Raw genomic sequence first — 26,744 nt, 5'->3', positions numbered from 1 at the left:
ATTGTTGGGTTTTGTCCGAATTTCCGGAGGCAAATGTCCCTTTGCGTGTTCACCGGCTGTGGGGTGTTACACTTCAATGCTGAGTGTTCTGAGATGAGACTAGTCATATGGTGAGCTTGCAGTGGCTCGAACCATCAGAGTTTTGCTTCTGAAGAGGTTCAGTGGTTGGTGGTGGGGGGGGACGATGCGTCCGCTGCGGCCGGGGGGGGCGTTTCGGGTAATTCAGCTTGTGGATCTGGAGGAACGTCTTCGAGTGGAGGAGCTGGAGCAGGCCCGGGATCTTTTCTGCAAGGTGGTCACTCTAGCGGTGTTGGAGGCGGCGGTGGGGGTGGCTCTGGTTACGACTCCAGTGGCGCCGGCACGCTTACTTCCGGGAGCGGACGGATCCCTGGAGGAACCGGCGATGCCGATTATTTGAGTCCTGCGGGATACGGCGCTCAAAACGGTGGCCAGGGAGAATGTAGTAGTTGCGCAGGTTCTGGTTCCGCGGGTTCCCCGGGTCGAGTGGTTATCCGATGGTGACTGATTATCGCATCAAACTTTGTATTTCCGGCCAAATTATTTAGTGCTTGTTACTGATATGTCATTGCGAATCCGACATCCACATTGCCGCTTCTGCTAAAAATGAGTGATATAAAGTCAGTTAGAAGACGGTCTTAAATCATTAAAACTGAAACGACGTAAAAAGCTGAACGTTAAAGATTCCGAATTCAGCTTTGCCTTTACTCTGGATGACTTGATCCGAGTAGCTAAAATCGTAATTGAATGTCTGATTTAAAAGTAAGAGCCCGACTCTGACGCGATAAACCGGGTACGATACTGTAGCGCCGTACTCGTAAAACATGGGAGATGCGAACTCCACTTGATCTCCGCTGGGAGCCTCAACGCCGATAGGAATTTGATATTTCACAGAGGCATCAAAGGAAAATTTCCCCCACTGGGTTAAAAACCAAACACCAAGACCGGCCGTGTTCAGCGTTAGATCTTTGTGAACTAAATCCCCCAGTTGATTGATGTGAAGGAAGGGGATCGCCGATCGAGCCACCCCCGAACGTAGCCCCCAGCTCCACTTCTTTTTTGGTGCGGAAAGTTTCCAAAAGGTCTCCAGGTTGATCGCAGACCACGTGTAGTCGGTCGCATCGATGACCACATTGGAAGCAGGGTTATAATTAGAAGTGCCCTGTTTGTAAGAAATAAACGTACTCCAATTGGGGTTCCACTGATATTGAATCTTAGCGTGATAGGAGCTCGTGGATGAGTCCGACGTGGTTAAGTTCGCTCTCTGCGGTAAAGATTGAGTGTATTGAACTGCGTTTAGTCCTAGACCAACGGCCGCCTTCCATTTGCGAGAAGAGGTCTTTGTTTTTGAGCTTTGACGACGAACTCTTGTTGTCGTTTCGTCCGTTTCCACTTCCGAATCGCTTTGGATGCGACGACCTTTCGCCAGAGCGACTCCTCCATCGAATATCATCAGCGCGAGGAGAATATAGCGGGCGAGGCGATGCCCAAGACGAAAGGGGTTTAGGTCCATCAGATCATCATAACCTGGAGCTATAAAAATGCAGTTCAAAACAAAAATAGACCTTGCCCAAGGTGGGTATTTTGCCGATCAAACTCGTGAATGATCCAGGCTTTGGAGCGAAGATCTATTCGCAGCGATCAAAACTTCCATCGTTCTTGAAGTAAATCTTACGCCCACATTCGACTCCCGATGTCCCGGGCCGAAATGCAAGAACCAGATGTGAAGATTGAAGTTGTCCGTTCTCATAAAATTCAGAGGGTCCCGCAATCTTGACGACCTTCTGGTTTACTAAAATATTATGAGGATAGACATAAGCCAATTTCACTCGTTGAAGTGGCGGCGGGTAAAAATCTAATCGGTACAGCGGTGAGTTTTCGATATCGGTCGCATCGAATCCCGCAATGACTAACAGGAAAGTCGAGTACTGAATACTTCGGAGTCCTAATTTTTTTGCGATCATCACCGACTCGGCTTGCAATTGGAGGAGGTCCTCGCGAGAGCTTTTGGACGTGTCGGGGAGGGAGAGAATAAATTGACTGAGAGGTATGATGTCGAGAAGCGGGGGGGCTTCGTCGTAAGACCCTTGGCGAGCGAGCGTCAGGTAAGTAAACTCATGAAGCATCGCGGACGCTTTATTGATCTCATTCATCCTTTCAAATAAATCTTGCGAACTCACTTTGATGTAGAAAGATTTAAAATTACCAAAAAGTGTAGACTCATAATTTAAACCTAAGCGATAGACAAAAGAGAACAGCTGTTCCATTTTGCAGCCTAAAAATGATGGTGATTCCAAAAGAGAAATCATCGCGGGTTTGGGCGTGACATAGATGAACGGTTCTCGCTCCGTCGCTAAAAAAGGTATATTGGTGTCTTTCGTGCGCGCTAAAACCGATAAGAGGAGCGCCCGTTCGGCATCGATGTGTTTGTAGTTCTCTATAATTCGATCCAGCAGAGACCTCCAAGACTCATCCTTGATTTGCTCCACCATCGAGGACTTCAGCTTTTCGGGGAAGTGAACGAGAAGGTCTGCATAATCGTAAAACAAAGTTTCTTTAGAGCAAACGATGGCGAAACCGCCGTTACCCACTTCGGTAGAGAAGTCCGCACTGCGGGTTTGGGCCTGAGTGGTCCCTATCCCCAAAAATACTGTCATCAACATAAGAATGATTTGTTGAACCATATCCGGTAATTACCCTGTGAAGTGAAAAAAAATCAACGGATACTGTAGGCATTGAAATCCTTATAAGACTTCATTAAAACGAAGTATAATATGGAATCGACGTACAGGGATATTCTATCTTCAATATACACGACCCGAAGGAAAAAGAACCGTTCCTATTCGCTGGCTGCGTTTTCCAGGGATTGCGGGTTCGAAAGCTACCATATTAGTGACATCATCAAGGGCCGATACGGTCTATCTCTCAGAAGCGCCGAGAAAGTCGCGAACCGTCTACGTATGCCGGCAGATATCCGATGCGAGTTTTTGGATCTGGTGCAAATGGAAGTGGCGAAAAGCCCTGTAGACCGCGAGATCGCTAAAAGCCAGCTGAAGCAACTTCGGTATCGGAGTGATAAAATTATAAGTGCCGATGAGTTTCAGCAGGTCGGGGAGTGGTATCATTTTGCCATTTGTGAGCTCGCACGCAAACCTCAGGAGGAGTTAGATCCTCAAGATTTATCTGAGCGACTCGAAATTACCGTAAAACAAGCTAAAGACGCCGTCGAAACCTTGTGTCGATTAGGGATTCTTATGAAAAATCGTTCTCGCGGATATACAGTGGACTATAAAGTTCTTAAATATCAAACCAACACCACTCCCAATAAAATTCGAACCTATCATAAAGATATTATTTCAAAAGCCCTTGTTGCCATGGAGAGGGAGCCTGTGGATCAGAGATTTTTTTCAACATTTAACGGGTTGTTGACCGAAGCTGAATACCAAAGCCTCACCGAAGATATCGCGGCATTTATTCGCAAAAGACTTTCCGAAGTGCAGAATGAAGATCGAAAACATTCGCATCTCTACTCTGTCGGCTTTCAAGTGTGTCCATTAGAGGTCAAAAGAAAAGAGCTTTCGAGGAAGTAGAATCCGAAGGCTCCCTATGAGTTTTAAAATACGTCGGAGTACGCCACCGAGAATTCGGTGCTCGTCGTAAAGAAGTGAGCGAGATTTGCGGCGCGTGTACGGAAATCACTTCCCATGCCGACAAATTCAGCCGCCCAGTATGAGACTTCTGCGCTCGATGGTTCTCGTCGTAAAGCCGTTCTGTACATATTTAATGAGGCCGTGCTTGCGCTATCAAAGCAAGAGTTCGGATCTGTGGGGCTGACCACCGACGTTGGTTCTTGCAGCACCCTGAGACAACGCCGTCATTACAAACCCGAGTTTGGGATTGGCACATCTGACCGGCAGAGACGCTGCTCGAGGAGAAGAGGTTGATCGAAGCCCCGTGGTTGAGGATGATCGTCATTCCTTGACTGTCGCGGAAGCTGCATGATTTTTTAGCAACGACCGCGGCGCAACCATTAATGATTGAAGTTGAACCGTTGGAGCACATCACCTGCTCGGAGGGGCAGGTGGGATTATTTGTCGGTGCTTTTCCGCCGTGAGGAATCGAAGTTCCATTAAAGAGACATGAGTTCGATTGAACGGCGTTCACTTGGCAAATTGCATGGCTATAAGAACCATTGAACATACCGTTCGACATACAAGTCCTCTGCTGGGAAACGCATGTCGCTCCAGAGCTGTTTTGGAAGGCCGTCACTTGTTGACCGACAGAGTAAAAAATATTGTTGAATCGGCAACGAATCGGAGTTCCGAGGCCGTTTCCAGTGTTGCTCTGGTTGCCGTTGGTGGAGCCACCCTCTTCGGATGGATCATCTTGAGAATTGGGAATGGGGCCATAACCGTCAGAGTCGTCATCGACGCTGAGTCCACTCACTTGGTCTGCTGTGTTTTTAGCAAATTGAGTTTTGCCACAGTTTTGAAAAGATATGAGCACCACCGCTGATGTGCAAACCGCAACACCGGTCAATAGTGCTTTACTCGAAATTTTAAGAAACATACGCCCCCCGTGTTCTTATCTGTCTTAGGATAGGGGGGGTGTAGAAAACGATTGCAAAAAAATAGTGGAACAAATCCCGAAATGATTCGTAGAACTCGACTCATTTCAAGAAATAAAGTGAGAAGTTTTAGAAATTTTGATCCACTTGCTGGAACAAGAAGTGGCTCTCAGGAGTATCCGTTGGACTCCGGTGTTCTCCGGAGAGTTCCGGAGGAAATCCATTTTGTTGTTTTGACCTTGCAGATGAATTTTTATAATCTCGTGGTTTGATGTACATCAAAGTGAACGATGAAAATCTCATAGACATGGACCTTAAAGTTTCTACGGAAGCTTGGTCTGATTATTTTGTCGCTAAACTTTCCGAAAAGTTTCAAAGTCGTAAAGTCAAAAATCCAAAATACTCCTTAAGGCAGTGGGCGAAAACACTGCATCTGTCGATTGGAGCCGTTTCGGAAATTTTAAGTAAGTCGCGAAAAATCACCAAAACCCGAGCTCTCGAAATTATGCCATTGGCTCAGTTCACCGACTACGAGATCTCCTACGCCTGCGCACTTATGGGGCATTCCCCCAAGTTTGCTAAAGAGTTGGCCTCGCGAGTGGGGCAGGATGGACTTCTGGTCCTTCGATATATTGAGATGCAGGGTGGGTGTGCTCACCACGAGGGGCTCGAGGAGGCGATCGTAAAGTCGGGAAATCTTTCGGAGTCCGAGCTCCGCGCGGCGCTGGCCTCGCTCGAAGGGCAAAATCTCATCGTCAAAGTCGAAGATCAGAGCTACTCCATAGGGCCGTCGAAGTTGCCGGTGTTTTACGAAGTGACTGGAGACCCATCTTCTAAATCGGGTCTCACCCTAGATTGTTCCTTCGTGGGCAGTGCCGAAGAGATGCAGTACATCCGTCATTCCATCGCGAAACTGCTCCGGGAAATAGAGGTTTTCCGACATGCTCAGGCCAAGGACACAGTTTATCGCCTGAGTCTGCAGTTTGAAGAGTGTGGCAAGCGCGATTAGTTTATGACCAGCTTATAAAGTTTGACGCCCATTTTCTCATCTGCTTAAATTTCCTTATGGGAAAAAATCAGAGAAAATTTAAGAACTTCTTCATACGTCCGCACCAGCAGTTGATGCTCGCCACAGTATCCTCGTTGAGCATCATTGTGCTTTTGCTATCGCTTCTCTTCTTTGAGTTGTACACCAATATTTATAATCTGAAAGCCATGGCGTCTGTGCACGAGGTCGATCCCGACTTGGTCGAAGAGTTCACTCGTCACATGATAAAATCGACAAGTTTTATCGCTTTCTTTATTCTGAGTTTAGGATTTATGATTTTCTTCTTTATGATCAAAATCACGCACACATTCTTCGGTCCACTGGTTCCGATCAATCGGCTGATTGATGAGCTCAAAAAAGGCAATTTTGGAGCAAAGTCTCAGCTTCGTAAGGGCGATCAGTTGATGGAAGTGATGGAGAATTTAAACTCCTTATCAGAGATATTAAAGAAAGATTATTCCGGGGAGCAAAAGAATGGAAACTAAGAATTGCAATCAATGGAGAGGATCGTCTGGGATGTCTTTGCCCGGAGTTATGGTCGCAGTTTCGATGGTGGGCATTCTTGCTATGGGTGTAGCGAGTATGTTTGAGGGAATGACCAAGTCCCAAAATATGGTCGAGTTCCGCTCTCGTGGAGATAATCTCATCGAAGAAATTCGCGCGCATTTGAGTCAAACCAAGGCCTGCATGCAGACCTTATCTCACGTCACTCTATCGACGGGCGCCGAAACTGCGGTGAATGATATTAAAAACGTCGATGGATCTCCTCTCTATGCGATCAATACCCCCTACGGCGGCAACACGTTCACCATTGCGAGAATGACATTTAATTATACGCCGGGAGACACGCCGTCGTCCACGCCGAATACAGGTCAAGGTGTACTCACGTTTCAAGTTGTTGCCCAAAAGAAAGTGGCGGGAGTTTCCACTCTCGCTCCAAAGATGATCGGGATTCGTGTTGTTAAAAACCCATCCACCGGCGCGATCATCGAGTGCATCTCGCTTTCGAAGATGACCGATGGAATCTGGCAAAGAACCGCAAATATTAACGACATTTACTATGGGAACGGGCTCGTAGGTATTGGCTTGAGCAACCCCCAGGCGCTCCTTCATATTCACAGCGAACGTACTCAAGGGGCCTTGATTGTTAGTGGTTTTGGTGATGACAATCTTACTCATTCGGCTCTTTATCTAGGGGGTGAAGATGAGGAGAATCTTCTCGACGACTCTTGGGTCATAGCTCATAAAAAGTTAGTGGGCGCCCCGATGGCGGGGGCTTTTCAGATTCAACGTTGGGACGGAGGGATGAGTTCAGAAGCCCCAATGACAGTTTTAAAAAATATGAATGTCGGGTTGGCGGGAGTTTTTGAGCCTACGACAAAATTGGATGTCGGGGGAGATACGCGCATCCGGGGAGGACTCACGGCTGATGGAACGATCACTGCGCCGCTCGTCGTAGGAACCAGTGATGCAAGACTTAAAAGTCATGTCCGACCCATCGTCGAGAGTGTACTTGATGCCATTGGAAGTATTGTCCCTGTGCGCTTCCGATGGAGTCGCCCTTCGGAAAATTTGGGTGCCGATCAGATCGGAGTTCTAGCTCAGAATATTGAAGATATTTTTCCTGAGCTCGTGCGAGAAGCCAACAACATTAAAAGCGTCGATTTTTCTGGAATGACGTCCATTCTGATCAAGGGAGTTCAAGAGCTCCGGACTGAGAATCAACAACTGCGAGAGCGGTTGGACAAACTTGAAAAACAAATGAGTATGGGGCCATCTAAGGAATAATCGATAAAGGCACTCTGGGAGATCCCGAGTGCCTTTCGAAATAAACTATCGAGCCACGCATTCGATCAATCGGAATCTTCGTCCAGGATCGGCGCAAGCGATATCATAAGCCCAGCATCTTCCATTCCAAATCGCTGTATGACCCGCTCCACTCCCGCCAGACCATGAGGCGATCGTGCCGGGTTGAGGATTCGTGCAGCTGACGGGTTTGTAGCCCATCTTGGCCTTGAGAGTTCGTGTGATCATCACGCCGTTCCCTGATCGACCGCCGGGCCATCCAATTTTCGAGAGAACATAGGCGACGCACCCTCGTGCTCCTTTGTAGTGCATTCGCCCTCGAGAGCGAGTTCTGCGAGAGGTATTACTGCCATAGCGCGCGTTTTGAATTGTCGCCTCTCCATCTGTGAGTGCCGCCATAAGCTCTTCTTGAGTACCTTCGCTAATGAACTCGGCTTTTAATCGACGAAATCCCTCTAAGGACAGATGGATCTGTTCGGGAAAATCCGGATCATCCGCCTCGTCGAGGATTAAAGACAATGTCGCTACATTTCCGGAAATATGAGCCGCAAAAGTGACTCCTTTTGGAAAAAAGTACGGCGTTGCTGAATCGTTGGGGGTGAGTTCCCCTTCGAGCACCGTGGACTGAGGAGTGATCACTTCATCCTCGGTGAGGCCGTAAATTCCCGAGGGAACCGTCGTGCCTTGAGGCATAGACCATGACGCGAGCGGTGCGAGGACAGTGAGTAGAGTGAGTAAGCAGTAATTCATATATTTCATCAGTTCTCCATTCTTACTGGTTGTTGGTTTTCTAGAGACAAAAGGAGGTCCTAGGCATCACCTCGCCGCTCGAGTTCGGCAGATGAACCTTTGTTGTGGACACTTATTGCTCTTCTTTTTTTAAACCCTGACATAATAAAACTTTGAATGCAATCGCAGCGCTCCATTATTGTGTTAAACAATAAATATTTAATATAAACAAAAATTAGTTAATGAGATGAGATGATAATTTCGCGAGTGAAGTGGTTCCGTGAAGGGTTCTAGGTGGTTTCAAAGTGGGTAACTGTTTAAGAATACAAATAAAATTCTACTGCTGAAATTGAAAATAATTTGTAGTGGTGGAATTTTCCGATGGGTGCCGTTGCGAAATGATCGTTATTGCGTTCTGTCGTTGAGGCTTGAGGCCTCCGCAGAAAAAATAAAAAAAATAAAAAAACCCGGGTTTTCCGGGTTTTTTTGCTTAAGAAGATTATTTTTGCGGCGTTGAAGTCGTTCGATTTTTCTTAGGGTGCGCTAAAAATATTGAGACATCGCACTTGTCGAAGTTCAATCGTCTCATTTTCTTTGACGACCATTTCCTCGCGAAGACGTTGTTTTTCTTTGTCCTTCAGAGTTTTCCAGTAATATTTCGTCCCGAAAAATCCCAACGTCGCGGCAACACCCAATGCGATGTTCTGCGTTGTTAAAATGCCTACGATCGTAGTGGCATAGATCATCTCGAACATCACCTGCGGATTGGTCAGGCGACTATGAATGAACGAGTAGGTCAATTTACTGGGGACATCGTCCATCGGCTTAATATTGTAGTTTCGCATAATGCGATTGTTCATTTCGACCATGCTTGGGTGTAAAAAACTAAATGCGAGACCAAAAACTAAAAGCGGGTAAGGCATATGAATCTGCCAAATATAATAAGACACGCCGTAACCCACGGTTAAGCTAAAAGGGAAGCTTCGCGCTCCACGCACAAAGTTATGGTAAAAGTCCGGCACTAAAGGAACGGATCTGTTGAGCTTGGAGACCAGTCCCGGAGAATAAGCGGCGGCATCCGATCTAAAGCCAATCTCCAAAGCTTTAAGGACATTAATGATGGGTTTGCCCCACGTTTTTGTGCTCAACTTCGCACGGATCGGTTGGAAGCGCCCCGGAAACTCTTTCGAATACGCATCAAATTTATCATTCGTGATCGTCTGATCAAAATAGTTCGAAACAAAGTGACGATAAAAGATTCGAGCCTCGTAGTGCTCTCGTTCTCTGGGCGAAAGTTTTTGGGTGTAGTTCTTAATCTCCGGAGAGCTGAGTTCCCCTTCGGCTTGAGCCGATGACTTTAAGACGACGTCTTGGACAAGACGTGATTCATTAATATCGGAAATTTCCAATCCAAACTGCTTCGCGAGTTCCGTGGCAATGACGAGCTTCTTGGATGTATCATTAATCCAGTCACTCATGTTAAAGTCCGTATCGTTCTCCTTGTATCGAGCTTGATAAGTTTCGCCTGCGCTTTTCCAGCTTTCGGAGATGATGGGTCGAGTCGATTCGTCCCAGCTGGACTCGACACGCGTGAGAGTTTTATCCCACTGTTTCTTTTCCCATCTGGAAAGTTCATCAGGTTCGTAAGTTAAAAACTTAATACGAGCCTGATCCTGTTCGTAGAGCTGAGCAATGACGTCTAGTTTTCGGGCTTGGCGGATAAAGCTATCGGAGAGCATCGCGTCCGATTCGCTCATGGTTTGCACCATACGCTCGGCGCGCTCAGAGTATTCCCGAATCATTTCCTCGGTGGGTTTTGCGGTGTGCGCTTTTTTAATAAACAAAGCCATGTAGTCGCGGTGAAAAAGTTCCGCTGCAGTTTGAGCGACTTCGGGCGACCCTGATTTTTTGGTCCACGTGGGGGGAAGAAATTCGAGAACATCTTTCACCGAACCGGTGGTCGACATAAGAAAGAGGACCATGCGAATATCTCGGACTTTGCGGGCTTCACTCGTCGTCGCGTATTTCAGAGTTGTTCGAATTCCCACATAAATAGATTTCCACCAAGGCAAAGGAGCCTCTGCCGTAGCTTTACTTTCCACCGTCTCTTTGAGAAGGGCGTCGTTGATTTGACTCTCGAGATCTTCGGGAGTGTCGGATTGTGGACCCGTCACCACCTTTTGCGACACGCCCGCGATGGTGCTGAGGCTACTCCAATTTTTGTTCTTTAGGGCCCACTCCAACATCTCGATGGTTTTAGCGCCAGCCTCGGACGGGTGAGAGCGTTGGATCGACTTCGCATTGTTAATGGCGTTATTGAGGGCTGTCACTATGAGTCCCCAGTGTCTGCTTTTTAAGACGAAGTTATGACTTTTGATTTTTTCCCGCTGCTCTGGAGAAAGTCCACTGGGAGAGTAGCCCGATCCCGCAATGAGTTTTTCCATCACCGTAATCGCGTCGTAGAGAAAAGCCTCTTGACCCGGTAATCCCACCGACTTTGAGACTCTCGAAAGAATTTCCTCTTGTAAATCTTTAACCAAGTGAGCGTTTTTTGGGTTTTCCACATCGACGCCCTGGCTTGATAAAATTCTCTGCGCTTCTTTTTTGGCGCGATCCATGTGGATCATTCGAATATCCATGGAGTAGGTCAACGCACCGGTTTGCAGATAGCTTAAAAAGTTGGAGAGAACTGTCGCCGAGGCAAAGGCCGCCACAACGGCTCCGTCGATCGATGTAATTCCCATCGTTTTAATGATATAGGGAGTAAAGATGAGCAGATCCACCGCCACCATTAAAGCATCCGACATTCCAAAGACGATGGCTCCCAGATAAAAACATCTGTAGTCGATCGGGAGGCGAGAGCTCGCTTGAATGTAGAACCCTAAAGTCGCGTTCCAGGCCTCGTGAATCATCTTATTGCCAGGGAACATTCGGTCCTTAAGATAATCCATGGAGCGTAATAGAGTCTGTACGGTCCCCCCCGCTGAGAAGCGAAGCCCATAAACAAATTCATCCATAAACGCTTTATGTTCTCGATTTATTTTTTCGAGAAGTGTTGTGGCTTCGTGCTTGGGATATTTCTTATCAAAGAAATCCCGGTGAATTGTGTATCGCATGACCAAACTTGTGACCGCGACGACGCCAAAAATCGACGCCACCGTCAGAATTCGCTGAGGCATATCGTCGGTAATGAATTTGGTCCAATCGATATGTTGAGCGGCGCCGTAGGCCATCACTCCCGTAGAGCCGTAGAGGGCCACCGGCGGAAGCCATCGGCGCCACACCGATCTCTTTGCAGGTTCGGCGGCTTGTTCTTTTTCCAGCTGTTCTCCGCGTTGCCGAGCGGCTGCGAGAATTTTTTCGCGATCATCCTCAGGCTCGTCAGCGGCGTGAGCGGTGGGAAGAAGGAGGGAAGACGCGACTTGGCTGGCTCGTTTAAAATTTAAGGACTCGGTGCTGGAGTAACTTTTGGAAGTGATGGTGCTGGCAATAAGTCCGAACGCCATGGTGGACTTTGGCTCCGGAAGAGCAATTCCCGCTTCGTTGACCCCTTTGGTGACAAAAGTGACAACCTGAAGCGTGGTGAAGTTTTTCCGACTGAGCTCTTCCATTTCGATGACGTCGGTTTTTTCCACATCGAGAATGAATCCATCCTTCGCTTTAAAAGCCAATTTATCAAAAATAGGAACTTCACGCGCGGTCATTTCCGACGCTAACCAGCCTCGTCCCGGGAGAGGTAAGTGGAACACAGGAACCGGTTGAGACTTTTCCGAGAGAATGACTAAATCATTTTTATTCACAAAGAAAAGTCCCTGAGCCGGAGCTCCTGTGGAACTTATTTTGTCTTTAAAAATTTCGTCGGTGTCGGCCGCTAAAAAGATCCATGTCTCGGTTTCGAGAACCGCTGTGAATTTTTGACGCAGTTGAAGAGCTTTACTCGATTTGGCCACGGAGAGAAGAAGTTCGCCGTTGGACGTTTTTCCGGTGCAAATGCTTTCGCAGCGAGCGACGTCGTTGAGCGGCTCTCCAGAGAGCGGTACCCAGCCTTGGGTTCGTAGGAAGTAGGGGTCTTCATCAAGAACCGGGCTTTTAGGATCGATCTTCCAAAGTGGTTGATTGTTTTCGACGAGAGGTTTGCCCAGAGCAAATTCTGTCAGAGCTGGCATCTCTTGATCCAGCTTGACCCAGTGGGCGAGCTGGAGATCTTCACGAAGACGCTCCTGACTGACCGGCACATCCTCCGTAACGTTTGAAGGTGAGGAGTTATTGGTGGTTTGCGCGTGAGCCTTGCGAACGGAGAACGGAAAAGGACTTCCCGAAAAAATTAAAGAAAGACAGGTCAGCGAAACTACGAAACTGCGAAAGAGTTGGTAAGTCATTGTGTGTATACCCCGTAACGGAATGTGATTGAACTCAGAGGCGAAACATACAATTTGTAGAAAAGACTGGCTATTCCTTCCGCTCTGAGTGAACTTTTTGCATGCTTTGAGGGGAGATTTCGCCGGTTCCATTGCGCCGTGAGAAAGGCTGTGTCATATCCTAACATATGAACGATCAACGCCTCATCGATCTTGAGATCAAAGTGTTCTATCAAGAAAAGCAAATCGAAGACTTACAAAAAGTGGTCGACGAGCAATATGCCCTCATCGACAAAATGGTAAAAACGCTGGAGGTGGTCTCAGAAACGATAAAAGCGGGCGACCCATCGATCCAGACGGGTCATTATAAGCCTCCGCACTACTAACGACGGCGAGGAGGTTTTTCACCCGCCTTGAGTGAGTCGATCAATGGCAAATCTCTTTCGGTGACGAGATTCACCACCAAGCCTTCACGGCCGGCGCGAGCGGTTCGTCCCACGCGATGGAGATAATTGTCCATCTGTTTTGGCAAATGATAATTAATCACTCGACCCACTTGATCTAAATCTAAGCCGCGGGCGGCAAGATCCGTAGAAACTAAAAGATCCACTTCACCGTCTCTAAATTTTTTAAGATTTGTTCGGCGGTCTAATTTTTCCATCTCTCCACGGTAGAGGAGACATTTGTAACCCTTATAGGTGATCATTTTAGCAATGGTGTCGCACTGCTCACGAGTGTTGGCGAAAACAATCGTTCCTCCGTCCACTTTTTGTTGAAGGTGCTTTTCGAAAACGGGCCAACGTTCCCCATCAATGACCTTTTCGTTTTTAGTGGTGAGCGTCTTTACCACTTTGCCGGCACCACTACTCCGAATCACCTGCGCCTTTTCGAAAAGGGTGTTCATTAAGTCTTGGACTGTGGGCGAAACGGTCGCCGAGAAGAGAGCCATCGGGATCTCCGGAGGACAAAAGGAAACAATAATTTTAGAATCACGCAGGAAGCTCTGATCTAACATTTGATCAGCCTCGTCAAAGATCAGTATTCGCACATCTGAAAGATCGATCAATTTTTTCTCGATCAGCTGAAGCAGTCGTCCCGGGGTGGCTAGAAGAATTTCAAATTCTCCAGCCACACTGATTCGGCTTTGTTCAAAGGTGGCACCTCCGAGGGCTGAGCGCACCCGCAAACGAGTGTCATGAGTGAAAACCTTAAATACCTTTGCAACCTGTTCGCCCAATTCGCGCGATGGAGTCATTACCACGGCACGGGGGCGCGAGGCCGTCGTAATTTTGTCTCCCTGAGTTTCTAAAGTTTTTAACAAATGAAGCACGGGCAGGGCGTAGGTTAAAGTTTTTCCACTTCCAGTTTCGGAAACTCCCACGACGGACTTTCCTTCCAGCAGGAGTGGGATTACTGCGCTCTGAATCTCAGTGGGCGTTTTGTAACCTTTGGATTTTAAAGTTTGAAGGAGAGACGGAAGGAGATGGAATAGCTCGAAGTTCTTCATAGGCTGCGAATATATCAGCTCGATGAGGCAGCGGCTATTTCTCAATAAATATTGAAAAATCTACTCAAAAATTTTTGGTCACAAAGTCCTTGGCAAGTTCTAGATCTCGTGACAAAGTTTTTTAATGTCGAATACTAAAAGCAAAACATTAACTCCGTTGGCTGAAACCGTTCTCACTCTCGATGAGACATTTCTAGAGCTTATTAAGTTGGGTTCGCGAATTGGAGGCATGGAAATGCGTTCCGACAACGACTTCGAAAATATTCAGCAATTGATGAGGCGTTTTGCCGAATGTGCTAAGGGGGTCTCTGAGGGTGTGGTAGCGATGTCGAGCGCTCTTAACGAGGCCCGAGCCGCTGCGGAGTCGGCCGCTCAAGTGGTTGCCGCTAAGGCCGAGGAATTGCAGTTGGCGCAGGCGGAGCGCGCGCAAAAGATGGAAGCTTTCCGTATTTTAGGAGAAAAGGTTCAAGCTTTAAATGCATCTTTGGTCGATCTGAAGCGACCCGAAGGGCATGTCGCTACAGATCAGGATCGTGCGAAAATCTCGATGCGTCTCTCTGAACTCGAGCTCCAATTGCCGACGTTGATCGAAGAGGTTCAAAATCTTAAGACAGATGCCGAAAAGCTCAAGATGACCAGTCTCGAACTCAGTACGAAGTCTCTGAAGCAGAGCATGGTCGAGCTCAGCAAGAGACTTCAGAGTCTTCAGCAGAGCCCTCAAGTCTTGCAATAATTTTGCTTTTTAAGAACAGTTCCCCTACGATATAGGGATATCTAGCAAGGAGCTATTTTTGTCCCCGAAAATGGTCATCGCCGGTATTGCCAGCCTTATTGTTGTGGCTGCGGGCTTACGATATTATTTTTCCGAATCTCGAAGCGAAAAGCTCACTCAATTGGGCGAAAATATTCTTCAAGTCAGCCATTCGTACATCAAAGAAGAGGACTGGAAATATTTTCGTGCGGGCGCGTTTTCAATCCATTGGCCACTGACGGCGACGTCAGATCCCGATATCGCTCTTCAAGTCATGCAACAGTTCTCGGCGCAGAGTCCCGGGGCTCTCTTAAGTATCGACTTCTTTACTCTCAGCAACGAGCGACTTTCGTTTGAAGGGGCATTAGAAATTTTTAATCTAAAAAATGACGACTTTGATAGTCGCTCCGCTTTTTTATCTTCTCTTCAAGACATTGCTTCGCAGCTAGGAGATGGGAAGCCCGACGTCACCGAAATGCGAATCAAGGTGCCGGGATTAGAGCAGGCCAGCCGAGCCAAGGTTCTTATCAATGGAGGGGACGTCGTGGTTTATGGATTTGCGGGGAAAGCGAAGACCATCGTGTACAAATTTATTATTCTCTCCCGCAGATCGGCACTGAGCGAATCTGACTTTGATAAAGTTCTTAACTCTATCAAAGTCAGTCCCTAGTTGAGGGGAAGGCCCATGCGACTTTTACTTTGCATCGGGATATAAGGTTTCCAATAGCACTTGGGTGAGAGCATTTCTGTAGGAGATGAATTGTCCTCCTCGAGCCGCTTTTTGATCAAAGCTGACAACGGCCTCGGTGTGACCAAAGCTGAGATCTCCGAGAAAATGCCCGTAGCGCGGCTCTGGACCGCTCAATCGACCATTATCGCTCACGTAAAAGAAGGCCGGCATTTGCGAGAGGAAGAGCTCCTCGGAGCGGCGTTGAATGTCCTCAGCGGACATTCCTCGGGCCCGTAATTTTTGACGACGGATCTGATCATTACGATTCACATCGGCGGCGATGCTGTTTCCGGAGAACCCTCCTTGCATGATCACCACACGTTCGATCCACTTTCCATCACCGATTTGATCTCGCAAGTAGGAGCCTACGCTCACCAAATGTCGGCATCCGCTGCTATGACATAAAAGAATGAGAGGCTTTTCTCCGCTGCGTTTGTATATATCGTATAAAGCTTCCGCTTCTTTCTCGACTTGAACGTAGCCACCTTGTCCGCCAACAACGGAAAACTTCACGCTCTCCCCCCAGACACCTTGCGCCGGCGTATGAGAAACGTGGAGGCCCTTAGGGGGATCGCGATGCCATATTTGATTTTGGGGAACACCAAAATCCACACGCAAAGATTCCCAATTGTCGAACCACACCCAAGGTTGAAGTCCCACGCCTCCGGGATAGCCCACATAGGTCCGATTCTGTGCGATCTCTTTAAGCTCTGAAGACAAAGTCACCGGTCGATTTTTAAGAAGAGCGTCAAATCGGTCCATCACTTTTTGCTTAAAACTAGAGCGTGGAGATTTGATATCTGGTTTTGCAGATCCTGTAAGGCTGAATAAAAAGAAACACAGGAATAGGACTGTCATTTTCATGGTTACCCCTTTTTTTTAGATGCTTGACCTTGGCTTTTAGGGGAGTTTCTTTCATTAGAGAACTACTACGACTTCTCCAGAAAATTTGTTCACTCGCTTTGAAGTTAATACAGATCGATTTGTAGCCATTCTCTACACGTTGGGGAAATTCGCATCTTTCTGTGGGCGAGAATAGCCGGGTGATGGGTTAGAGCGTTGGCAGACTTTCTGCTAAGTTGAACCTGCATGATGAAGACCCCTATCGATTTACGAACCGTGAAGTGTATTGAGCAGCAAGGCTTACGTTATGTTTCTGACCACGAGCCAGGCTTTTATCGAAAAAAGCGGGGCAAAAAATTCATTTATTTGGACTCTAAAAATAAAATCGTAAAGGATCCTAAAATCCTCGAACGGTTTCAAAAACTTGTGATTCCTCCGGCATGGTCTAATGTTTGGATGAGTAGATATTCCAACGGCCATATTCAGGTGACTGGGCGTGATCTTCGGGGGCGAAAGCAGTACAAGTATCACCCGGATTGGGTGGCTTACCACAATCAAAATAAATTTGACCGGCTTTTTGATTTTGGACAATCGCTTCAAAAGATTCGGTTGCGAATTCAACAAGATCTAAAGCCTCCGGGGCTTTCTCGCAGAAAAGTCTTAGCCGCCGCGATTCAAATGATGGATCTCTGTCATATTCGAGTGGGCAATGAGATCTACACTCGCCAAAATAAATCTTACGGTCTATCGACGTTAAGAAATCACCATGCTCATATCTCAGGAGCTCGGATTCATCTGCGTTTTCGTGGGAAAAGTGGCGTTCAGCGGGAGATTACTTTTTCGGATCTTCGCTTAAGTCGTATCATCCGTCGTTGCCAAGAATTACCGGGGCAAGATCTTTTCGGTTACCAAGACAAAGACGGTCGGGTTTATGACCTGGGATCATCGGATATTAACGATTATTTAAAAGAGATCGCAGGCTCGAACGTCACCGCGAAGGATTTTAGAACCTGGGGCGGAACGGTGAAAGCTCTAGAGACCCTATTGGAGATGGGCTTTATCGAGAAGAGTTCGAAGACTTCGGAAAAGAAGCGCGAGCTCGAAGTGATTCGAAAGGTGGCATCGCACCTCGGAAATACGGTGGCGGTTTGTCGAAAATACTACGTCGCACCTTTGGTTTTCGAGGCGGATCGGAGCAAAAAATTGCATCGTTTGAAAAAGTCTCCAAGAATTTCTCGAATGAATTCTCGTCGCAAAGCATGTGGATATTCCGAGCACGAACACTTATTATTGTCTCTGATGAAGAAAACGTCCTAGTGTACACAAAGCGAAGAAAGAAAAAATGAGTACCGTTGAAGCTATAAACGAATGGCGAACGCCGTAACTTTCTACCCAGACGGGTGTCATCATCGCCGCAATGACTGCCGCCATTGAATTGATAAATACAAACAGCGGCAGAGCGGCCTCATTCTTTTTTTTCACGTCTTGAATTGAAAAAAGAAATAGCGAAGTGCTTACGAAAAAGAAAGGTAACGGTCCGAGAAAGCACGTCAAATAATTGATCGGGAAGTGAAAGATTAAGTTTTGGGTTTTGGAAAAAAGAATCCAACTTGAAAACCCGAGCACAGCACCGGAGGCCAGTATTAAATATTTTACGCCATTTTGGAGTCTATAATAAAAGGCGGCCACTAATCCCCCGATCATAAAGCTCAGTTGGGCCACGCACGCCGCTCTTGAGGGATTTCCGATATAAAGAATAGTTTTGTAGGTTAAAAGTAATGTCATCGATGTGGAAAAATATCCTGTCAGTGTACCCACCCCAATATTTATTAACACCGACCCCACGGATTTCGAACTCCGCGTTTGGTAGAGCAGAGCTAAAATTCCACAGGCTAAAACAAGCAAAAACAAAATCGTAAGAGCTTGCCGAGAGGCTCTCCAAGGTGAGCTTTGAAGCTCTTCAAAGGCCGAAGTCCAAAACGAAGGTGAAAGAGGATTTTGAGTTCCATAAAAGTTATATAAAAAAGGCTTATCATCGCCATGGGCCTCGGGGTAAAGTCCCCACGCCTCGTTAATGATGTGTTGAGCCTCTGTGGAGGTGCTCGCTCTCACAGCTCTGGAAAAAGGAAGAAGTTCGGGAGTATCCGAGTGGAAGGGAGAGTATAGGGTGACCCAATCTTTGTCTTCCAGGCTTTTTTCGATCGCTTGAACCTCTTCCTTCTTGAGGGCTCCCTTTTTAATCACCAGTGCGAAGATCGTCCAATTTTCTCGCCAACTCTTCTTCTCCGAACCTTTAGCGGCAAAGAGGGCCAAAGACTTTTCCGGTACGATGCCAAACTGATCTTTAATTTTATGAATCGAGAAGAGGAGATTCAGTTTATTCGCTCCAAAAATCACCAATGACCCATTGTCGTTAAGATGTTGAAGTGCTGTGGCCAGAGCTTCGTGAGTAAATGTGTATTGAGTCGTGTGGAGAATGGCTCCGGAGAAATGGGCATAGGACGCCCCCGACCAAGAGTAAAGGATGGTGTCGAATTTCTCGGACGTCGTCTCGAGGAACGCGCGATTGTCGGTGATGTGCATTTGGGTGCCGCTGGTCTTTAAAAAATCGGGAGTTGCCGATAAGGTGGCCTCCATGGCGTGTTCCAGCACGTAAGGATTGAGTTCGACGGCAGTGATCGCCGGGGGGTTCTGGTAGAGACGACCAATTGTAATGATATCGCTGCCGCCTCCTGAGAAGAGGACCAGTAATTTTTGGGGATGGAGAGCCATGGTGATGGAGTCGGTATGAGTCTTAACCGTCTGCGGAGCTCCGTCTTTTTGGGTGAGGAGTCGAGCATGGCCAGTTCCGTCCCCAATGGAAATTATTCTCGAGTTTCCGTCGGGCCCGGCGATGTGGAGGGTTTGGACTTTGGCGTAACTGGTCCAAGTTCGTTTCTTCTCAGTCACTTTATACTTTTGCGAAAAATCTCGGGCGGACCAATTTAAATTGCGTGCAGGCTCAAGATAATTGGGAAATAGGTTGATCCCAAGGAGGAGAAGGGACACCATCGCAATGATGGGATGTCTCAATCTCTGATCCTCTTTTAAAGCGAAATAAAAACACAAGAGCAGTTGGAGGGACACAATTCCTTGAAGTGAAATTCGAGGAAGCATCACTTCTGTAAACACAATCCCAAAGCTCAAACTTAAAATCTCGACGGCATAGAAAAGGTTCACGTCCTCAGGCTTTACAACTTTTAAGAGGCTGTTAAAGAAGATTCCATAAAATATAAAGGGAATCGAGGCGAGAAAGAGCAGTCGGAATTGCAATGATTTAAAAAGGGAGTGGAGGACATTTTCTATTAACAAATAATCGAGGGCTTTTAACTGCAGCAGAGCCTCTTGGTCTAAGGCCAATTGTTGCGTACGGATCAGCCAAAGACTGATGGGGACGGCAATCACCGAAGCGTAGCAAAGCCATTTAGGAGTGAGGGCTCTCGCTGGCGTCTTCAATAACAAGTACGAGGCCAGATTGCCCGCAGCAAAGGCCAAAAGCGGTCCCGCAAAAATAATGTGAAGCTGCCAACCCGCCAAGACGGTTGTTAAAATGGGATTGAGAAGAGTGAAATAGCTAAAGACACAAAAAGAAGATAGTGCCAATAATATAAACATGAGCTGCTATTTCTCCTCGGAAGAGCCCCGTGAATGGAGCTCTTTAATTTTACGAGGACTTTATTTATGAAAGCAAGAAATCAATACCCGGTTTTTTATGGGCTGAGATTTGTAGCCATACCCATAATACCAGCCCGAAGGAGTCATAATCTCAATGTGACCATGTCCCGAGGGTCCCCCCTTGTAAACACAGACGTCAAGGATGATAGCTTGTGAAGGGGATCGGCCTGTTTTATAAAAGCCATATTTGGGTAGAATAGAGGCGGCCATGTACGCGGAGGCTCCGGGCAAGTACTCATCGACGATGCCGTGCTCAAGTAAGTATCGTTTCACATACCTATAGCAATAGGTCATGCGGAGCACGCCGTCTTCAATCTGGCGGAGGGGCAACGACATTAAATCTTTTTCAAGTATCCAAAAGTCTGATTCGAAAGTCTCCTCGTCATGAGGGCGCTCAAGACCAACGTGGACCCAGGTATTTTCACGGATGTCGTTTGTTTTTTCTAAAACTATGACGTGAGTATTTTCCTCGATCAACAGAGGAGATGCTGATGTTGCGAACGTGTTCGTCGAATTTCGAGCGTTGATCTTAGAGTTGGCGGTCACCTGGTAAACCAAATATCTGTCCTCTTGAATCCCTTCTTTGGGGTTTGCAAAGACAGATTCTGAATAGTGTAAGCAAAATGCGATCAACAGATATGAAATATTCTTCATATTCCTCCCATGAGTGGTTTTAGTTTTCGGTTCGTTTAGTTTGGGAGACGTGAACGGATATGTCTAAAAAAAATAAATCCGGTGGTTTCTATTATTTTTAATTTTCGATTCTTGATTTTCAAAATGCATTTTTCAAATCACCGAAATTGCAGACGTATTTTTTGAGCGGTTCTGTTTTGGTACCAATTTTTATTTGAATCTTCGATCAGTCAATTCTGGCGCAAGGTCGTGGATTAAAACCACGGACCACCGTAGGCAACGAGAAGTGTCGTGAGTAAAACATAAATTGTTGGAAGAAAATAAAAGCTCAGCGGCGCGTTTTTTTCTCGATGAATAAAAAGCGCGAGGACGGAAAATAATGAGCAAACAGTTAAAGCAAATCCTGCATAACGTAGAATAAATTCGAAGCTTGTTAAAGCGATGCAGAGAAGAGTGATGAGATATTGGAATAAGTAGACGTGGCGGGGGTGTTCTCCTGCTTTAAACAGGAAGAAGGTTGGCAACACGCGATCCTCAGCCATTCTCGAATAAACACGAGGGGCGATGACGAGGAAAGCCGAGACTGTCGATAGTAATCCGAGAGCGATCAGCCCGGACACCCAACGCTCGACCGAGTACCCGGTATTGACCTCAAAAAACACCGCGACCACTTCCGTGGAGCCGCTCAGCTTTTGCCAATCCACACCAAACAGAAGTGGAATGTTCATAAGGATGTACAGGAGGCTGACCAAGAGAGTCCCATGGTAAGAAGCGGTGTTCACGGTTTTTTCGTCACTGAGAAGTTCGCTCGCCACGTAATAGACCGCGTTCCATCCTGAAAAAGCATAGGCGATCCAGAAAAATGATCCTGAGAACGTCAGTGCATCAAATTTCATAGAAAACTCGGGAATGCGCCACTCCGAAACGCAGAAAGCAGCGAGCAAAAGTAAAACGAATAAGCCTAATTTTAAAAAAACAAAATGATCATGCCACTTCATCCCGCGCTGGAGGGAAAAATAGTGCATTAAAAAAATAAGTGTAAGGACCACAAAGGCCACCACTTGCGAAGAGACGGGGAGGGGTATCGCGCGAAGAAAATAAACCGAAAATCCGATGGCGGCGGCCGCCAAGGGCGCGGTAAAGCCAGCGACCATAGAGACAAAGCCACTGATGACTCCGAGATAGCGATGAATTCCCAGACTGAGAAAGTGGTACTCGCCTCCAGAGCCGGGAAATTTTCTATGAAGGGCGGCATAACTGTAGACCCCGAGAAAAGAATAAAGTGCGCCGACACACCAAACCAATAGCGTGAGCCAAGGGGACTGTAGATCCCGCAGAGCAAATCCTGTGGTCGTAAAAATTCCGGTACCGACGGAGTTTGCAACGATAAGTAAAACGGCGCGTTTTTTGGAGAACATGACCAAGTTATATGTGAGGAATTTCAAAAAGCAAATCGATTTGCGGTCGATGGCATGGGAATCGCTCGACCTTTGGCGGTTCCAATATGAGACATACATTATTTTTTTTGAAGGTGAGGAGAGGATTTTCTTTCACAAAATAGTTTTTATGCTACGCTAGAAAATATTCCTGTGAGGGGTTCATTGAAAAAAGCGGCGTTCTTAGTTTCTATGATTCTAGTGTCGATGATGTTTGGAGCCGCCTTCCAAAACTGCGCGCCCATAAAACCTCAAGCAAAAATCACGGCTCATCGTTCGATTAAAAAAAACAAAATCTAACTACCACTTTGAAAACTTAGGATCTACTTGTCGTTGTAGCTTTTCCGGATCGGCAAAGGATGGGGTGGCTTTCCCGTGCCATTTGAGAGTCTGGTAGGAGCCGCTGTACTTTTTATCGGAGTCCACTTCTACATCCACGAGCACATTAAAATTATCTTGAACGGCATAGAAGGCCATACGAAGAATTGTTTCATCGTAATCCGCACAACCTTCCACCTCATAAACGATTTCGGGTCGTTTGATAAAAAGCTGGCGAACTTCTTTACCTTGTCCTCTAAAGAAAACATAAATGTTACGAGCGGCTTCCAGGATTTTGTTGTAACTTTCTTTTTCGGGAATGACGACATTGTCATAGCAAGTCTGGCAGTAAGCGCTGTGCTGAAGGGTCGCAGGAATTTTTCTTAAAAATGCAAAATCATCGACATCAGAAAAGTGCGCGCACTTCTTACATACGGAAGAGTGGCAATGCCCACACTGATGGGTGGCTTTGGGCTTTAAGCATGTGACACAGGTCTGTGAATCCATGAGGCAAAACTAGCATAAGTCCCCTCGAAAGGGAGCCTAAATTTTGAAGTTTTTTTGAATTCTTGGAATAACTTCATGATCTAAATTACAAATTGAGCTGGAAATGCCCTCGGTGATAAGTTCCGAAGTCTCTCATAAGGATTTTAGATGGATACCGCTGTCGCTCGTTGGAAGATCATACTCAATTTTGCTTGTATTTACTTAGTCTGGGGCTCCACCTATCTTGCCATCAAATATGCCATTGTGGGATTTCCCCCATTTTTTATGGCCTCCGTTCGATTTGTTTTTGCAAGTTTAATTCTTTACGTAATGAGTCGGGCTCGACGAGAAAAACCTCTGCACAAGGTGGACTTTAAAATCGCCGCACTCAGTGGAACGCTTTTGGTTTTGGCGAACGCCTTGGTGTGTCTCGCAGAAACCGACTTGCCCTCGGGATTGGTGGCTGTGGTCTGCGGCACACTGCCGATTTGGATTATGCTTCTCAATTGGCAAGTTTTCGAGGGAGTGCCCCCTCAGTTTCGTCAAGTGGCGGGGATCTTTTTGTCTCTTGTTGGAATTTTTCTACTCACTCAGTCTCAAGCGGTGGCGGAGAGCAGCGGGACTTTGATTTCGTGGTTGGCATTGGCCACCGCGACAGTGAGTTGGGCCTTCGGGACACTGATTCAAAGAAAGTCCTCAGAGAAGAATTCTTTATTTCGATTCTCTTCTGTGCAGATGAGTGTGGGCGCGGTTTGTATGTTGGTGATTTGGTCGGTGTTTGAAGGCTTCGATAGTTTTAAGCCGGAAGCCGTCACGTTTTCTTCGGTGATGGCCCTCATCTATCTGATCCTTTTTGGTTCGGTGGCGGCTTTTAGCTCGTACCTTTGGCTCAATCGTCATGGTGAACCGACAATTGTAAGTACCTACGCGCTCGTCAATCCTGTGGTGGCCATTTGGTTGGGCTGGTTGTTTATGAGCGAACCGGTGACACTGACGACCGTGCTTTTCACTCTCCTGGTCATCTTGGGAATCTATTTTGTAGTGATGAAGAAAAAGGCGGGGCCGCTTCCTGTGCCGGCACCGGCGGCGGAATAAACTCCGCCTCAACGAAAAAGACCCCTGAATTCGGGGTCTTTTTAAGACAAATCATCTAAAGATGATGATTACTCTCCGCGAACAACTAAGCAAACTGTCGAGTAAACGCCAAGGATGGATTTACCTTCCATATCAACAGTGGCAACTTTAGTGATTCCACCTTTTTTCTTAGCCGCTTCGATAGACATATCTCCGGTGACAACCATGCCTAAAATATTGTTAGCGCAAGCAACACCTTTTTTAGACGTTCCGAGGTTGATGTACTCAACGTTTGTGAAATCTTTAACATCAGTGTACAAAATGCCCATGCCGGCGCGGTTAGGAACAGAAGCACACGCTGTCATAAGACTTGCAGTGATAATAGCTAAAACAGAAAATAACATAATACGCATAAATGCCTTTCGGTTGGTTTGTAAGTACAATCAACTCAAAAAATGTTTTAGATGTCAATAGTGGTGTTTTTTGTGGAGAGATCTCCACGGAGGATTTGAAATGGAAATATTGCTGTTCTCTGGCAGTTTACGGGTCGCTTCACTCAACAAACAATTTGTTGCGGTCGCGAAGGACATATGTACAACCATTCCTGACGTCGACGCCCACGTGATAGATCTTAAAGCGCTGTCTTTACCGGTTTATGATGGAGACATCGAAGAGAGTGGAATCCCAGAAGGTGTTCAAAAGTTGGGTGCGGCCGTTGCTAAAGCCCAAGGTTTAATCATATCTAGCCCCGAGTACAACGGCGCCATGGCGGGATCATTAAAAAACACCATCGATTGGCTTTCTCGATTGCGACCACAGCCTTTGCTTAAGAAGCCAATTTTATTATTAGGCGCATCTCCCGGTGGATTTGGCGCGATTCGCTCCTTGACCTCCTCAACGATTCCCTTCGCGACGCTGGGTGCGTATGTGTATCCGCAGACCTTTGCTCTCGCGAAGGCTCATGAGGTTTTAAAGGACGGAACTCTCATCGATCCGAATCAGCATAAAAAGCTGATCGAGCTTGTGACGAATTATCTGGCCTTCGTGGCGAAGCTCAATGGCTAACGGAGACCTATGAATCTTTACAGGCACTACAAAAACAAACTCTATAAACTCAAGGGTGTTGTCAAACACAGTGAATCGCTCGAGGATCTGGTGCTTTACGAGGCTCTCTATCCCAACGCCTTAGGGTCGTTGTGGGTGCGCCCTCGTCCTATGTTTTTTGAAGACATTGAGTGGAATGGAAATCGAGTTCCAAGGTTTGCTCCGATATCGCACCGGGTGGTGGTCTCCCTGGAGATTTCTGAGGTTGAGTCTCGAATTGTTTCGGATCTTGCCGCAACCATTTTTTCTCGTTGGGACGGGGAAGATGACCTAGAGAGACTTAAAACGGTTCGGAACCCTTGCTTAGTCGTAGTTTATATCGACGATCTCCCAGTGGGTTTTAAACTCGGCTACGAAATCGATCAGCAGATTTTTTACAGTTGGCTGGGTGGGGTTAAAAAGGAATACCGCCAGCTCGGATTGGCCTCTCTCATGATGAAGACCCTGGTGGAGTGGTGTGGGGCGCGAGGCTACAAAAGTTTGCGCACAAAAACCCGAAACGAGTTTCCAGAAATGATGATTTTAAATCTCAAGCATGGATTTAAGATTACGAAAACTTATTTGTCTAAGGACAATCAATTACGGATCGAGATGGAGAAGTCCCTCGAGTAAAACTATGAAGTTGTCACGATATTTCCCGATCGACAAAGGCATTTACGAAGTCACGGCCGGCATGAAGCCGCTGGGGACCGATTTTGGAAACGGTGAGCTGGATCAAAAGGCCTTTCAAATTGAAGAGGATTTCTTAAAATATCGTTCCAATAAATTGGAGTGTCGCAAAGAAAGACTCTCTAAATATTTAGCCCAGCGAAATTTTTTACCAGAGGTGGAAGCGCGTGTGGTGATGGGAATTGCCAAAAAGCTCTCTCGCGAATGGCCGGAGCATTTTCATTTAGAGACTCAAGGGGGGCGGAATGTTTTGACCTCCCATTTGACCCAAGAGACCTTTTATTTTTCTGATAAAGGCGAGCTTTTGAATTATCGGGGGGCCTTGGATCCTTTGCCCCAGTCCATGTGGGATGGATTGGCGCTTTTGGTGCCCGAAGATTTGGCAGTATTGATTCGACGCCCGGAAGGCGAGTGGCTCAGCGCCCTCCACCTTTGCTCTCCAAGTCACTGGGCCGCAGAGGACAAGATTGGTTTGAGTTTTTTTGATATTCATAAGCCGGTCCCGGGCATTGATCGGTTACTGACCGTCTCTGACAAAATGGTTGAGGCCATGATTGAGCGCGGGCCCTATGTGAGATTTGTGTGGTCGTTTGTGACGGACCAAAGATTAAACCATCATCCCGTTCCTCCTCCGGGAGTTGATCCTAAGCTTTGGAAAGGGCGCACCTTTGATCTTTCTCAAGAGAATCCATTTTTTCTTCGCGTGGAGCGCCAAGTGACTCAGGGTTTTTCCGACGTCGATGCCGCTCTGTTTAGTATTAAAATTTCATTTTGGTCGGGACTCGAAATCAAAGAGGATTTGCAGAAAAGACATCAGCTCACATCGGCCTTAAAGTCGATGACCCCGGCGTCGCGAGTCTACAAAGGTGTTGATCAGTGCTTTGATGATCTTGTCCAGTGGCTTAATAGTAAATAAATTCGGATTGATCTCTCTGTAAAATTCGATACTCTGT

Annotated in this window: 26 protein-coding genes; 13 read left to right on the top strand and 13 right to left on the bottom strand. The window is 46.8% G+C overall.

The window, feature by feature from the left end:
- Positions 1 to 171 precede the first annotated feature (171 nt).
- Positions 172 to 522 (top strand): hypothetical protein, encoded by a 351-nt coding sequence (locus K2Q26_06200; protein ID MBY0315090.1) that lies wholly within the window; start codon positions 172 to 174, stop codon positions 520 to 522.
- A 142-nt stretch (positions 523 to 664) separates the two neighbouring features.
- Here the strand turns inward: K2Q26_06200 and K2Q26_06195 are convergent, their stop codons facing one another.
- Complete coding sequence (locus tag K2Q26_06195) at positions 665 to 1,531, bottom strand: hypothetical protein (GenBank protein MBY0315089.1); 867 nt, start codon at positions 1,529 to 1,531, stop codon at positions 665 to 667.
- 115 nt (positions 1,532 to 1,646) lie between these two features.
- Positions 1,647 to 2,702: a hypothetical protein gene (locus K2Q26_06190; protein MBY0315088.1), complete on the bottom strand. Its 1,056-nt coding sequence runs from the start codon at positions 2,700 to 2,702 to the stop codon at positions 1,647 to 1,649.
- 90 nt (positions 2,703 to 2,792) lie between these two features.
- On the opposite strand from K2Q26_06190, the gene K2Q26_06185 reads away from it, so the two are divergent.
- Positions 2,793 to 3,608, top strand: coding sequence for a TIGR02147 family protein (locus K2Q26_06185; protein ID MBY0315087.1), 816 nt, complete (start codon positions 2,793 to 2,795; stop codon positions 3,606 to 3,608).
- 23 nt (positions 3,609 to 3,631) lie between these two features.
- Here K2Q26_06185 and K2Q26_06180 read toward each other — a convergent pair whose 3' ends face one another.
- Together K2Q26_06180 and K2Q26_06175 are read right to left on the bottom strand one after the other, a co-directional pair.
- Positions 3,632 to 3,796 carry a hypothetical protein gene (locus K2Q26_06180; protein ID MBY0315086.1) on the bottom strand — a complete coding sequence of 55 codons (165 nt, stop codon included), beginning with the start codon at positions 3,794 to 3,796 and terminating at the stop codon, positions 3,632 to 3,634.
- 2 nt (positions 3,797 to 3,798) lie between these two features.
- Complete coding sequence (locus K2Q26_06175) at positions 3,799 to 4,587, bottom strand: hypothetical protein (protein MBY0315085.1); 789 nt, start codon at positions 4,585 to 4,587, stop codon at positions 3,799 to 3,801.
- 269 nt (positions 4,588 to 4,856) lie between these two features.
- Between K2Q26_06175 and K2Q26_06170 the strand changes: the two genes are divergently transcribed.
- From K2Q26_06170 to K2Q26_06160, 3 genes are read left to right on the top strand one after another with little or no spacing between them, the layout of a single operon-like run.
- On the top strand, positions 4,857 to 5,594 hold the full coding sequence (locus K2Q26_06170) for a hypothetical protein (GenBank protein MBY0315084.1): 738 nt from the start codon (positions 4,857 to 4,859) through the stop codon (positions 5,592 to 5,594).
- A 56-nt stretch (positions 5,595 to 5,650) separates the two neighbouring features.
- The gene (locus K2Q26_06165) at positions 5,651 to 6,118 is read left to right on the top strand and encodes a hypothetical protein (GenBank protein MBY0315083.1); all 468 of its coding nucleotides are present in this window, start codon (positions 5,651 to 5,653) and stop codon (positions 6,116 to 6,118) included.
- Entirely contained in the window at positions 6,108 to 7,421 is a 1,314-nt protein-coding gene (locus tag K2Q26_06160; protein ID MBY0315082.1) for a tail fiber domain-containing protein, read from the top strand. Before K2Q26_06165 ends, K2Q26_06160 begins: the two co-directional genes overlap by 11 nt.
- Positions 7,422 to 7,466: 45 nt before the next feature.
- Here the strand turns inward: K2Q26_06160 and K2Q26_06155 are convergent, their stop codons facing one another.
- Positions 7,467 to 8,198 carry a hypothetical protein gene (locus K2Q26_06155; protein ID MBY0315081.1) on the bottom strand — a complete coding sequence of 244 codons (732 nt, stop codon included), beginning with the start codon at positions 8,196 to 8,198 and terminating at the stop codon, positions 7,467 to 7,469.
- 503 nt (positions 8,199 to 8,701) lie between these two features.
- Positions 8,702 to 12,547 carry a hypothetical protein gene (locus K2Q26_06150; protein MBY0315080.1) on the bottom strand — a complete coding sequence of 1,282 codons (3,846 nt, stop codon included), beginning with the start codon at positions 12,545 to 12,547 and terminating at the stop codon, positions 8,702 to 8,704.
- Between the two features lie 167 nt (positions 12,548 to 12,714).
- Between K2Q26_06150 and K2Q26_06145 the strand changes: the two genes are divergently transcribed.
- The gene (locus K2Q26_06145; GenBank protein ID MBY0315079.1) at positions 12,715 to 12,912 is read left to right on the top strand and encodes a SlyX family protein; all 198 of its coding nucleotides are present in this window, start codon (positions 12,715 to 12,717) and stop codon (positions 12,910 to 12,912) included.
- On the opposite strand, the gene K2Q26_06140 is transcribed toward K2Q26_06145, so the two are convergent.
- Positions 12,909 to 14,033, bottom strand: a complete 1,125-nt coding sequence (locus K2Q26_06140) for a DEAD/DEAH box helicase (protein ID MBY0315078.1) — start codon at positions 14,031 to 14,033, stop codon at positions 12,909 to 12,911. The two genes, K2Q26_06145 and K2Q26_06140, sit on opposite strands and share 4 nt — an antisense overlap.
- 124 nt (positions 14,034 to 14,157) lie before the next feature.
- Here K2Q26_06140 and K2Q26_06135 point away from each other — a divergent pair, with 124 nt between their 5' ends.
- Complete coding sequence (locus K2Q26_06135) at positions 14,158 to 14,766, top strand: hypothetical protein (protein ID MBY0315077.1); 609 nt, start codon at positions 14,158 to 14,160, stop codon at positions 14,764 to 14,766.
- Positions 14,767 to 14,824: 58 nt separating this feature from the next.
- Positions 14,825 to 15,454 carry a hypothetical protein gene (locus tag K2Q26_06130; protein ID MBY0315076.1) on the top strand — a complete coding sequence of 210 codons (630 nt, stop codon included), beginning with the start codon at positions 14,825 to 14,827 and terminating at the stop codon, positions 15,452 to 15,454.
- A gap of 24 nt (positions 15,455 to 15,478) precedes the next feature.
- Here the strand turns inward: K2Q26_06130 and K2Q26_06125 are convergent, their stop codons facing one another.
- Positions 15,479 to 16,378, bottom strand: a complete 900-nt coding sequence (locus tag K2Q26_06125; GenBank protein MBY0315075.1) for a hypothetical protein — start codon at positions 16,376 to 16,378, stop codon at positions 15,479 to 15,481.
- 225 nt (positions 16,379 to 16,603) lie between these two features.
- Here K2Q26_06125 and K2Q26_06120 point away from each other — a divergent pair, with 225 nt between their 5' ends.
- The gene (locus K2Q26_06120) at positions 16,604 to 17,674 is read left to right on the top strand and encodes a hypothetical protein (protein ID MBY0315074.1); all 1,071 of its coding nucleotides are present in this window, start codon (positions 16,604 to 16,606) and stop codon (positions 17,672 to 17,674) included.
- Here K2Q26_06120 and K2Q26_06115 read toward each other — a convergent pair.
- The 4 genes from K2Q26_06115 to K2Q26_06100 all read right to left on the bottom strand — a co-directional run bounded on the left by K2Q26_06115 (position 17,645) and on the right by K2Q26_06100 (position 22,965).
- The gene (locus K2Q26_06115; protein MBY0315073.1) at positions 17,645 to 20,011 is read right to left on the bottom strand and encodes a class I SAM-dependent methyltransferase; all 2,367 of its coding nucleotides are present in this window, start codon (positions 20,009 to 20,011) and stop codon (positions 17,645 to 17,647) included. The two genes, K2Q26_06120 and K2Q26_06115, sit on opposite strands and share 30 nt — an antisense overlap.
- Before the next feature lie 60 nt (positions 20,012 to 20,071).
- A complete protein-coding gene (locus tag K2Q26_06110) occupies positions 20,072 to 20,725 on the bottom strand; it encodes a hypothetical protein (GenBank protein ID MBY0315072.1) in 654 nt (217 codons plus the stop codon).
- 233 nt (positions 20,726 to 20,958) lie between these two features.
- Positions 20,959 to 22,122 carry an amino acid permease gene (locus K2Q26_06105; protein ID MBY0315071.1) on the bottom strand — a complete coding sequence of 388 codons (1,164 nt, stop codon included), beginning with the start codon at positions 22,120 to 22,122 and terminating at the stop codon, positions 20,959 to 20,961.
- 318 nt (positions 22,123 to 22,440) lie between these two features.
- On the bottom strand, positions 22,441 to 22,965 hold the full coding sequence (locus K2Q26_06100) for a hypothetical protein (protein MBY0315070.1): 525 nt from the start codon (positions 22,963 to 22,965) through the stop codon (positions 22,441 to 22,443).
- 147 nt (positions 22,966 to 23,112) lie between these two features.
- Here K2Q26_06100 and K2Q26_06095 point away from each other — a divergent pair, with 147 nt between their 5' ends.
- Complete coding sequence (locus K2Q26_06095) at positions 23,113 to 24,039, top strand: EamA family transporter (protein ID MBY0315069.1); 927 nt, start codon at positions 23,113 to 23,115, stop codon at positions 24,037 to 24,039.
- A gap of 68 nt (positions 24,040 to 24,107) precedes the next feature.
- On the opposite strand, the gene K2Q26_06090 is transcribed toward K2Q26_06095, so the two are convergent.
- A complete protein-coding gene (locus K2Q26_06090; GenBank protein MBY0315068.1) occupies positions 24,108 to 24,431 on the bottom strand; it encodes a TRL-like family protein in 324 nt (107 codons plus the stop codon).
- A gap of 100 nt (positions 24,432 to 24,531) precedes the next feature.
- Here K2Q26_06090 and K2Q26_06085 point away from each other — a divergent pair, with 100 nt between their 5' ends.
- Genes K2Q26_06085 through K2Q26_06075 form a run of 3 tightly spaced genes read left to right on the top strand, consistent with a single transcriptional unit; the run spans position 24,532 to position 26,707 of the window.
- Positions 24,532 to 25,083 carry an NAD(P)H-dependent oxidoreductase gene (locus K2Q26_06085; GenBank protein ID MBY0315067.1) on the top strand — a complete coding sequence of 184 codons (552 nt, stop codon included), beginning with the start codon at positions 24,532 to 24,534 and terminating at the stop codon, positions 25,081 to 25,083.
- A 9-nt stretch (positions 25,084 to 25,092) separates the two neighbouring features.
- Positions 25,093 to 25,734 carry a GNAT family N-acetyltransferase gene (locus K2Q26_06080; protein MBY0315066.1) on the top strand — a complete coding sequence of 214 codons (642 nt, stop codon included), beginning with the start codon at positions 25,093 to 25,095 and terminating at the stop codon, positions 25,732 to 25,734.
- Between the two features lie 4 nt (positions 25,735 to 25,738).
- Complete coding sequence (locus K2Q26_06075) at positions 25,739 to 26,707, top strand: DUF3445 domain-containing protein (GenBank protein ID MBY0315065.1); 969 nt, start codon at positions 25,739 to 25,741, stop codon at positions 26,705 to 26,707.
- Positions 26,708 to 26,744: the final 37 nt, after the last annotated feature.

The organism is Bdellovibrionales bacterium, assembly GCA_019750295.1.
Classification (GTDB): domain Bacteria; phylum Bdellovibrionota; class Bdellovibrionia; order Bdellovibrionales; family JAGQZY01; genus JAIEOS01.
Note: the sequence above shows the minus strand (reverse complement) of the source record. Positions and strands in the feature narration are given on the sequence as shown.